Below are 7,762 nucleotides of genomic sequence, written 5' to 3' on the forward strand. Positions count from 1 at the left end.
AGAAGAAACTCAGGGAACTTATCAGCAGCCTGGTTACACCGGTTCAGGGCAATACTGCGGCAGCAGAAACAAAAGATCCCCAGTACAGCCCGAGAGCAAGAAGGATCATTGAACAGGCGAAGGAAGATGCTGAGAGTATGGAATGTCTTTGTGGAACAGAGCACCTGTTGCTTTCGCTTCTGAAAGAGACAGACTGCGTAGCGACCAGACTGCTTTTTACAATGGGAGTAAATATCCAGAAGTTGTTTGTGGCTATCCTGACAGCTATGGGATTTGACAATGATACCATTGCAGAGGAATTTCAGTACGCAAGGAATGCGGGAAACAAAAAAGTGACCAGTACCCCTACGCTGGATCAGTACAGTCGTGACCTGACACAGCTTGCAGCAGAGGGAAAACTGGATCCTGTGATAGGGCGTGATAAAGAAATTACCAGACTGATCCAGATTCTGAGCAGACGTACGAAGAATAATCCGTGTCTGACAGGGGAACCCGGAGTAGGTAAGACTGCCATTGTAGAGGGACTTGCACAGCGCATCGTTATGGGAATGGTTCCGGATACAGTGAAGGATAAGCGTCTTGTTGTGTTAGATCTTTCCGGCATGGTTGCGGGAAGCAAATACAGAGGTGAATTTGAGGAACGCATTAAGAATGTGATCCAGGAAGTAAAAGAACATCAGGGAATTCTGCTGTTCATTGATGAAATCCATACCATCATCGGAGCAGGTGGAGCGGAGGGAGCACTGGATGCTTCTAATATTCTGAAACCTTCTCTTTCCAGAGGTGAGATTCAGCTTATCGGCGCGACTACTCTGGAGGAATACCGTAAATATATTGAAAAAGACGCAGCACTGGAACGAAGATTCCAGCCTGTGACAGTGGAAGAACCATCTTCAGAGGAGACTGTTGAGATCCTTAAAGGTCTGCGTCCATATTATGAGAAACATCATGGGGTAAAGATTGAAGATGAGGCACTTGAGGCAGCAGTAAAAATGTCACAAAGATATATCAATGACCGTTTCCTTCCGGATAAGGCAATTGATATTATTGATGAAGCAGCATCAAAGGTTCAGCTTGCGGGTTATCAGTCAGCACCTGAAATGGAACAATATGAACTGGAACTGAATGAACTTCGTGAGGAGAAAGAACAGGCAGTTAAGACTGCAGATATTGAACGCGCAAAAAAAGCACAGGTACGCCAAAATGAAGTGGAAGCCGAAATGGAGAAAATCCGCATTAAGACTGAACGTAGAAATAAGAGGAAGAAACTTGTTGTAGATGAAGCTGCTGTTGCAGAGACGATTTCTGACTGGACAAAGATTCCTCTTCAGAAACTGACAGAGGGAGAAACCAAACGTCTTGCTCGTCTGGAGAAAGAACTTCATAAACGTGTGATCGGACAGAATGAGGCAGTAAAAGCTGTTGCGCAGGCAGTGAAACGGGGAAGAGTAGGACTTAAAGATCCGAACCGTCCCATTGGTTCTTTCCTTTTCCTTGGACCTACAGGTGTTGGTAAGACAGAACTTTCCAAGGCTCTGGCAGAAGCTGTCTTTGGAAGTGAACAGGCGATGATTCGTGTAGATATGTCCGAATATATGGAGAAACACAGTGTTTCCAAGCTGATCGGTTCTCCTCCGGGATATGTAGGATATGAAGAAGGCGGCCAGCTCAGTGAGAAGGTCCGCAGAAATCCGTACAGTGTATTGCTTTTTGATGAGATTGAGAAGGCACATCCGGATGTGTTTAATATACTTTTACAGGTGCTGGATGACGGTCATATTACAGATGCACAGGGAAGAAAAGTCGACTTCAAACAGACGATTATTATTATGACTTCCAACGCAGGGGCACAGGCGATTATGGAACCGAAACGTCTGGGATTCATGTCTGATAATGATGAGAAGAAAGACTATGAACGAATGAAAGGCGGTGTGATGGAAGAAGTGCGCCGGATTTTCAAACCGGAGTTCCTGAACCGAATTGACGATATCATGGTGTTCCATGTGCTGAATAAAGAAGATATCCGGAAAATTGTGACATTGCTTCTTAAAACACTGGAGAAACGATGCGCAGAACAGATGGAAATTCATCTTACAGTGACAAATGCTGTGAAAGATTTTATTGCAGAAAAAGGTTCTGATAATAAATATGGTGCCAGACCGCTGCGTCGTGCAATTCAGAGTAAGATAGAAGATGCGCTTGCAAACGAGATTCTGGAAGGCAGAGTAAAACGTGGAGATAGTGTACAGGTGAAACTTCATAAAAACGAGATTGCATTTGAAGTGAAAAAACAGTAGAAATCTCTGAGCAGACAGATATTTACAATTAAAGCAGAGGACTCACATGATTCACAGAAATTGTGAAATTAGTATAAAAAAATCAGTGAGATACTGGTCAAAAAAGTGAATGTATTATATAATAAGCACATAAAATGTCGGAAAAGTACAGAGATAGTGAAAAACTGTACGGCATCGGCAGATGAACCGGTGGAGCGGCAAACAAAAGAGTCTTAGGAGGACATAGGAAATGGCAGTAGTAAAAGAATTAATCCGTACAGAAGAGAATGGAGCAATCAGCTTTGGTGACTATGAGCTTGCACAGAAGTCTAAATTATCAGACTATCAGCATCAGGGCGATATGTATAAAGTAAAAACTTTTAAGGAGATTACCAAGCTCGAGAGAAACGGAATGTTCGTTTACGAATCAGTTCCGGGAACAGCAGTATTTAATCTTACACAGAGTGAAGCTCAGATGGATTTCCATGTAGAGGGACCGGAAGATGCACAGATCACAGTGGAGATGGAGCCGGATACAGAATATGAAGTATTTATTGAACAGGCAAGCACAGGTAAGATGAAAACAAACCTGGGCGGTAAACTTTCCTTTAGCGTGGAACTTGGCAATGCTGCAAGAGTAGAAGTAAAGATTGTAAAATGCTGAAAAATAAAAAGACGGTATATTTTTGCCAGGAGTGCGGATATGAATCCGCAAAATGGATGGGGCAGTGCCCGGGATGCAAGTCCTGGAACACCTTTGTGGAAGAGACAGTTTCCACAAAGAAGCCATCCTCTTCTGGAGTAATGAAATCATCAGAAAAAAGGCAGGAACCGGTGATCCTTAAAGACATTAGCCTGTCAGAAGATGAACGGCAGACAACTCAGATTGGTGAACTTGACAGGGTGCTGGGCGGCGGTATCGTCCCCGGCTCCCTTGTTTTAGTGGGAGGAGATCCGGGAATCGGAAAATCAACGCTGCTTTTACAGGTGTGCAGGAATCTGGCAGAGAAGCAGGTTTCGGTTCTTTATATTTCAGGCGAGGAATCTCTGAGACAAATTAAGCTGAGAGCTAATCGTATCGGGCAGTTTACGGATAAGATGCAGCTTTTATGTGAGACGAACCTGGAAGTGATACGTGAGGTGATCGAGCGCAGAAAACCGGATGTGGTTGTGATCGACTCCATTCAGACTATGTTTCACGAAGATGTAAGTTCGGCACCGGGAAGTGTCTCTCAGGTGAGAGAATCTACCAATATCCTTATGCAGATCGCAAAGGGAATGGGGGTGTCCATTTTTATTGTAGGTCATGTGACGAAAGAAGGAAATGTGGCAGGTCCGAGGGTTCTGGAACATATGGTGGATACGGTGCTTTATTTTGAAGGCGACCGGCATGCTTCTTATCGTATCCTGCGTGCGGTGAAGAATCGTTTTGGATCTACGAATGAGATTGGTGTTTTTGAAATGTGTAATACAGGTCTTGAGGAGGTGAAGAATCCGTCGGAATATATGCTGAATGGCAGACCGGAGGATGCGTCGGGTTCTGTTGTGGCGTGTTCTATGGAAGGAACCCGGCCGATTCTGGTTGAAATCCAGGCACTTGTGTGCCAGAGTAATTTCGGTATTCCGAGGCGGACAGCGGTAGGAACTGATTTTAACAGAGTGAATCTCCTTATGGCTGTGCTTGAGAAGAAAGTAGGACTCCGTCTGGCTGCATCGGATGCTTATGTCAATATTGCAGGGGGAATGAAGATGACAGAGCCGGCAATTGACCTTGGGATCTGTCTGGCGATTGTTTCCAGTGCGAAGGATATTGTGATTCCTGATAATGTGATGGTATTTGGCGAGGTTGGTCTGAGTGGTGAAATCCGCGCAGTGAATATGGCAGGCCAGCGTGTGCAGGAGGCGAAAAAACTGGGATTTGGAACAGTTGTGCTTCCGGAAGTGTGTAGGTCTTCTGTTGGAAAAGTGGAAGGGATCAACTTGGTTTATGTGTCGCAGATTCGTGATGCGATTGGTTATATTATGAAAAAATAGATTGTCAGACTACTGGCTTATATATGGTTTGAATAAGTCGATCAGACTGTCGTCAAAGATATTTTTGCCTGAGAAAGTCTGCTGACAGAGAGAAAGAGGAAAGGATCAAAAGTTATGGCGAGTGGGATTGATACAGTGATATTTGATATGGATGGAGTGATTTTTGATTCAGAGATTCTTGTGCTTCAAGCGTGGAAAGAAGTGGCAGAACGTCATGGAATCGCAGGAGTTGAGGCGGCATGTCATGAGTGTCTGGGAACAAACAGTGTTGTAAGTAAAGGGGTTTTTCTGAAGCATTATGGTGAAGATTTTCCGTATGAGGAATATAAAGCGGAGATGGCAGAGGTGTTTTTCAGTCATGCTTCCGGAGGCAAACTGGCAAAGAAGCCGGGGGTTGAGGAGCTTTTGAAATATCTGAAGATGAGGGGATTTAAGATTGGGCTTGCCAGTTCTACCCGGGAGGTACTGGTGCGTTCGGAGATTTCAGATGGCGGGCTGCTGGGATATTTTGATCAGATTGTCGGGGGAGATATGGTGGAACGGAGTAAGCCGGAACCGGATATTTTTCTGGAGGCTTGCAGACGACTGGGGACCAGACCGGAGAATTGTTATGTGATTGAGGATTCTCATAATGGAATCAGGGCGGCTTATGCAGCAGGGATGCATCCGATCATGGTGCCGGATCTGATGGAGGTGACGGAGGAGATGAAGTCCCTCGCAGAAGAGATTCTGGGATCGCTTTGCGCAGTGCAGGAATTTTTGCAGGGGTCAGGCATATAAATTCATTTGTTTTTATGAGTGTCAGTGATTGAATAAAAAAGAAATCTGTTTTTACTGGTATTTATTTCAAAACTTTTCCAGGAAAACAGATTCCTTTTTTGTTATATTAAGTTTTTGCTTATGAGAGAACTCCTGTTGACTGTAAAAACAGGATAAACATCATAACCGGCGCAACATAGCGGATCATGATTCGATAAAGTTTTTTTCTGCGGAATCTGCTGCCGTTTCGTTCCATTTCATCAATGACATAATCAGGTGTCATAACCCATCCGATCAGGATGGTGGAAAGTAATGCGATAAATGGCATCATAACACTGTTGCTGATGTAATCCATAATATCAAGCAGCTGTCCTGTAGAGCCATTGGGCAGTTCCACTTCTACATAGAAAATGCTGTATCCCAAAGCAATGATCGCAGAAGCAGCAAGATAAACTGCAGATAAAACAGAAACAGTTTTTTTTCTGCCTGTGTGGAAGATTTCCATACAGTTTGCAACGATGGATTCCAACACAGAGATGCAGGATGACAGTGTTGCAAAAATAGCAGTTACGAAAAAGAGGATTCCTACAAATATGCCTGCTTTTCCCATGGCTGCAAAGACTTTTGGGAGAGAAACAAACATAAGGCTTGGACCGGCTCCCATTCCTTCTGTTCCGGAAAATACGAATACAGCAGGGATGATCATGGCACCTGCAAGAAATGCCACTCCTGTGTCAAAAATTTCAATCTGATTAACAGCCTTGTTTAAGTTAACATCAGGTTTTACATAAGAACCGTAGGTGATCATGATTCCCATGGACACGCTGAGAGAGAAGAACAGCTGACTCATTGCATCCAGTAAAATCTGTAAAAATCGCTGTACAGTAAGCCCCTCAAGATTTGGGGTCAGGTAATAAAGAAATCCCTGGATCCCGGTATGTACCTGGCCGGAAGAATCTGTATGTTTCAGAGTCAGGGAATAAATGGAGATGATGACAACGAGTACCAGAAGAACCGGCATCATCCATTTGGATACTTTTTCAATACCATCCTGCACACCATTGTATACAATAAATGCAGTTACACCCATGAAAATAAGTGCAAAAATAACAGGTGAGGTGGAGGATGTGATAAAAGAAGTAAAATAATCATCTGCTGCAGCAGCCTTTGCCTGTCCTGTCAGGTAGACTACAGCATATTTGGTGATCCATCCACCGATCACTGCGTAATAAGTCATAATAAGAACAGGTACAAGAAAAGTCAGAATGCCTAAGAATTTCCACTTGGGCTTCATTTCAGCATAAGCACCGATCGCACTTTTCTGAGTGCGGCGGCCGATTGCGATATCAGATGTAAGCAGGGTAAATCCAAATGTAAGTACAAGTATAAAATAAATGATTAAAAACAGACCGCCTCCATCTTTAGCTGCAAGATATGGGAATCTCCATAAATTGCCTACTCCTACAGCACTGCCGGCTGCGGCAAGGACAAACCCGAGCTGTCCTGAAAAATGATTTGATTTCCTTTCCATAATAGATAATCTCCTGTATGATTTATGTTTGCATAAGTACGATAACATATGTTAATATATAAGTAAAATGAATGTTTTTGCTAGTATACATTAAAAAAAGTAATGGATAAAAACAGACAAGAAGTAAGGATCGTAAATGAAGGAAATCAGAGACAGATATGAAATTTTTTTGAAGGTATGTGAGACTGGAAGTTTTTCGAAAGCAGCAGAGGCGCTAAACTATACACAATCGGGAATCAGTCAAATGATGGCCGGATTTGAGGAGGAACTGGGAGTACAGTTATTTGCAAGAGCTAAAAAAGGTGTAACTCTGACGGATAATGGAAGAATGCTGATGCCTTATATACAGGAGATGACAAATCAGAAAGATAAACTTAGACAGGCTGCTTTTAATATTAATCATAAAATAGAAGGAAAACTCAGAATAGGAAGCTTTTCCAGTGTAACTGCAATGTGGATGCCGGAAGTGATCCATTATTTTAACAGAAATTATCCACAGGTTGAGGTGCAGATCTTTGATGGAAATTATGATGAGATCAGAGACTGGATCATACATGGGCAGGTGGACTGCGGATTTCTGTCTTCGATCGTTGCAGATAATCTGAAGTTTTATCCATTATGTGAGGATCCTCTCTGTGCTGTGATGCAGAAAAATCATCCTCTTGCAGAAAAGAAAAGTGTGAGACTGGAAGAACTGTTGGAGTATCCTTTCATTATAGAGACTCCGGGATGTGATAATGATATTTTGCATTTATTGGAAAGATGTGGGAAGGAGCCAAAGACTTCTTACAGTTTTCGTGATGATACGCTTATTATGGCATTTGTGAAAAATGGGCTGGGAGTGACGATCTCACAGAAGCTGGTTATGAAGGCGTTTGCCAATGATGTAGAGAGCAGACCTCTTGAACCGGGGAGATCCAGAATTATTGGGTTGGCATTTGTAAAAACAATGAACTCGGTTGTGACGAAGATATTGTTGGAATATCTGAAAGGGGATGATGTAGTATTTTGCAGTGAAAAGAGTCCTGTTTTATGGCATATATGGCATGAAAATAAAAAGATTGTCAAATTATGGAATTAACTGTTGACATTGTGGCTTTTCGGTGTTATATTAGATGAGCTGTCGGGAATAATTGTTCGTAAGATAAAAACAATTTAAATA

General features: G+C 42.8%; 6 protein-coding genes. 5 read left to right on the forward strand and 1 reads right to left on the reverse strand.

What is annotated here, in order from left to right; genetic code table 11:
• From AC075J_RS17250 to AC075J_RS17265, 4 genes are all read left to right on the forward strand, one after another.
• A partial coding sequence (locus tag AC075J_RS17250) for an ATP-dependent Clp protease ATP-binding subunit (RefSeq protein ID WP_476390546.1) occupies positions 1-2,297 on the forward strand: 2,297 nt, incomplete at its 5' end.
• 229 nt (positions 2,298-2,526) lie between these two features.
• The gene (locus AC075J_RS17255) at positions 2,527-2,940 is read left to right on the forward strand and encodes a hypothetical protein (RefSeq protein WP_008705473.1); all 414 of its coding nucleotides are present in this window, start codon (positions 2,527-2,529) and stop codon (positions 2,938-2,940) included.
• Positions 2,934-4,310 carry a DNA repair protein RadA gene (gene radA / locus AC075J_RS17260; RefSeq protein WP_008705472.1) on the forward strand — a complete coding sequence of 459 codons (1,377 nt, stop codon included), beginning with the start codon at positions 2,934-2,936 and terminating at the stop codon, positions 4,308-4,310. The genes AC075J_RS17255 and radA overlap by 7 nt, the downstream gene beginning before the upstream one ends.
• A 114-nt stretch (positions 4,311-4,424) precedes the next feature.
• Positions 4,425-5,090 carry an HAD family hydrolase gene (locus tag AC075J_RS17265; protein ID WP_008705471.1) on the forward strand — a complete coding sequence of 222 codons (666 nt, stop codon included), beginning with the start codon at positions 4,425-4,427 and terminating at the stop codon, positions 5,088-5,090.
• Between the two features lie 118 nt (positions 5,091-5,208).
• Here AC075J_RS17265 and AC075J_RS17270 read toward each other — a convergent pair whose 3' ends face one another.
• Complete coding sequence (locus AC075J_RS17270) at positions 5,209-6,600, reverse strand: sodium-dependent transporter (protein WP_008705470.1); 1,392 nt, start codon at positions 6,598-6,600, stop codon at positions 5,209-5,211.
• Between the two features lie 136 nt (positions 6,601-6,736).
• Here AC075J_RS17270 and AC075J_RS17275 point away from each other — a divergent pair, with 136 nt between their 5' ends.
• Positions 6,737-7,681: a LysR family transcriptional regulator gene (locus AC075J_RS17275; RefSeq protein WP_476390547.1), complete on the forward strand. Its 945-nt coding sequence runs from the start codon at positions 6,737-6,739 to the stop codon at positions 7,679-7,681.
• Positions 7,682-7,762: the final 81 nt, after the last annotated feature.

The organism is Blautia sp. ZXY-1-C6 (assembly GCF_056339875.1).

Excerpts from the sequence above, each read along its gene's own strand:
- AC075J_RS17255 (WP_008705473.1), top strand. The coding sequence starts at position 2,527 with ATGGCAGTAGTAAAAGAATTAATCCGTACAGAAGAGAATGGAGCAATC.
- radA (WP_008705472.1), top strand. The coding sequence starts at position 2,934 with ATGCTGAAAAATAAAAAGACGGTATATTTTTGCCAGGAGTGCGGATAT.
- AC075J_RS17265 (WP_008705471.1), top strand. The coding sequence starts at position 4,425 with ATGGCGAGTGGGATTGATACAGTGATATTTGATATGGATGGAGTGATT.
- AC075J_RS17270 (WP_008705470.1), bottom strand. The coding sequence starts at position 6,600 with ATGGAAAGGAAATCAAATCATTTTTCAGGACAGCTCGGGTTTGTCCTT.
- AC075J_RS17275 (WP_476390547.1), top strand. The coding sequence starts at position 6,737 with ATGAAGGAAATCAGAGACAGATATGAAATTTTTTTGAAGGTATGTGAG.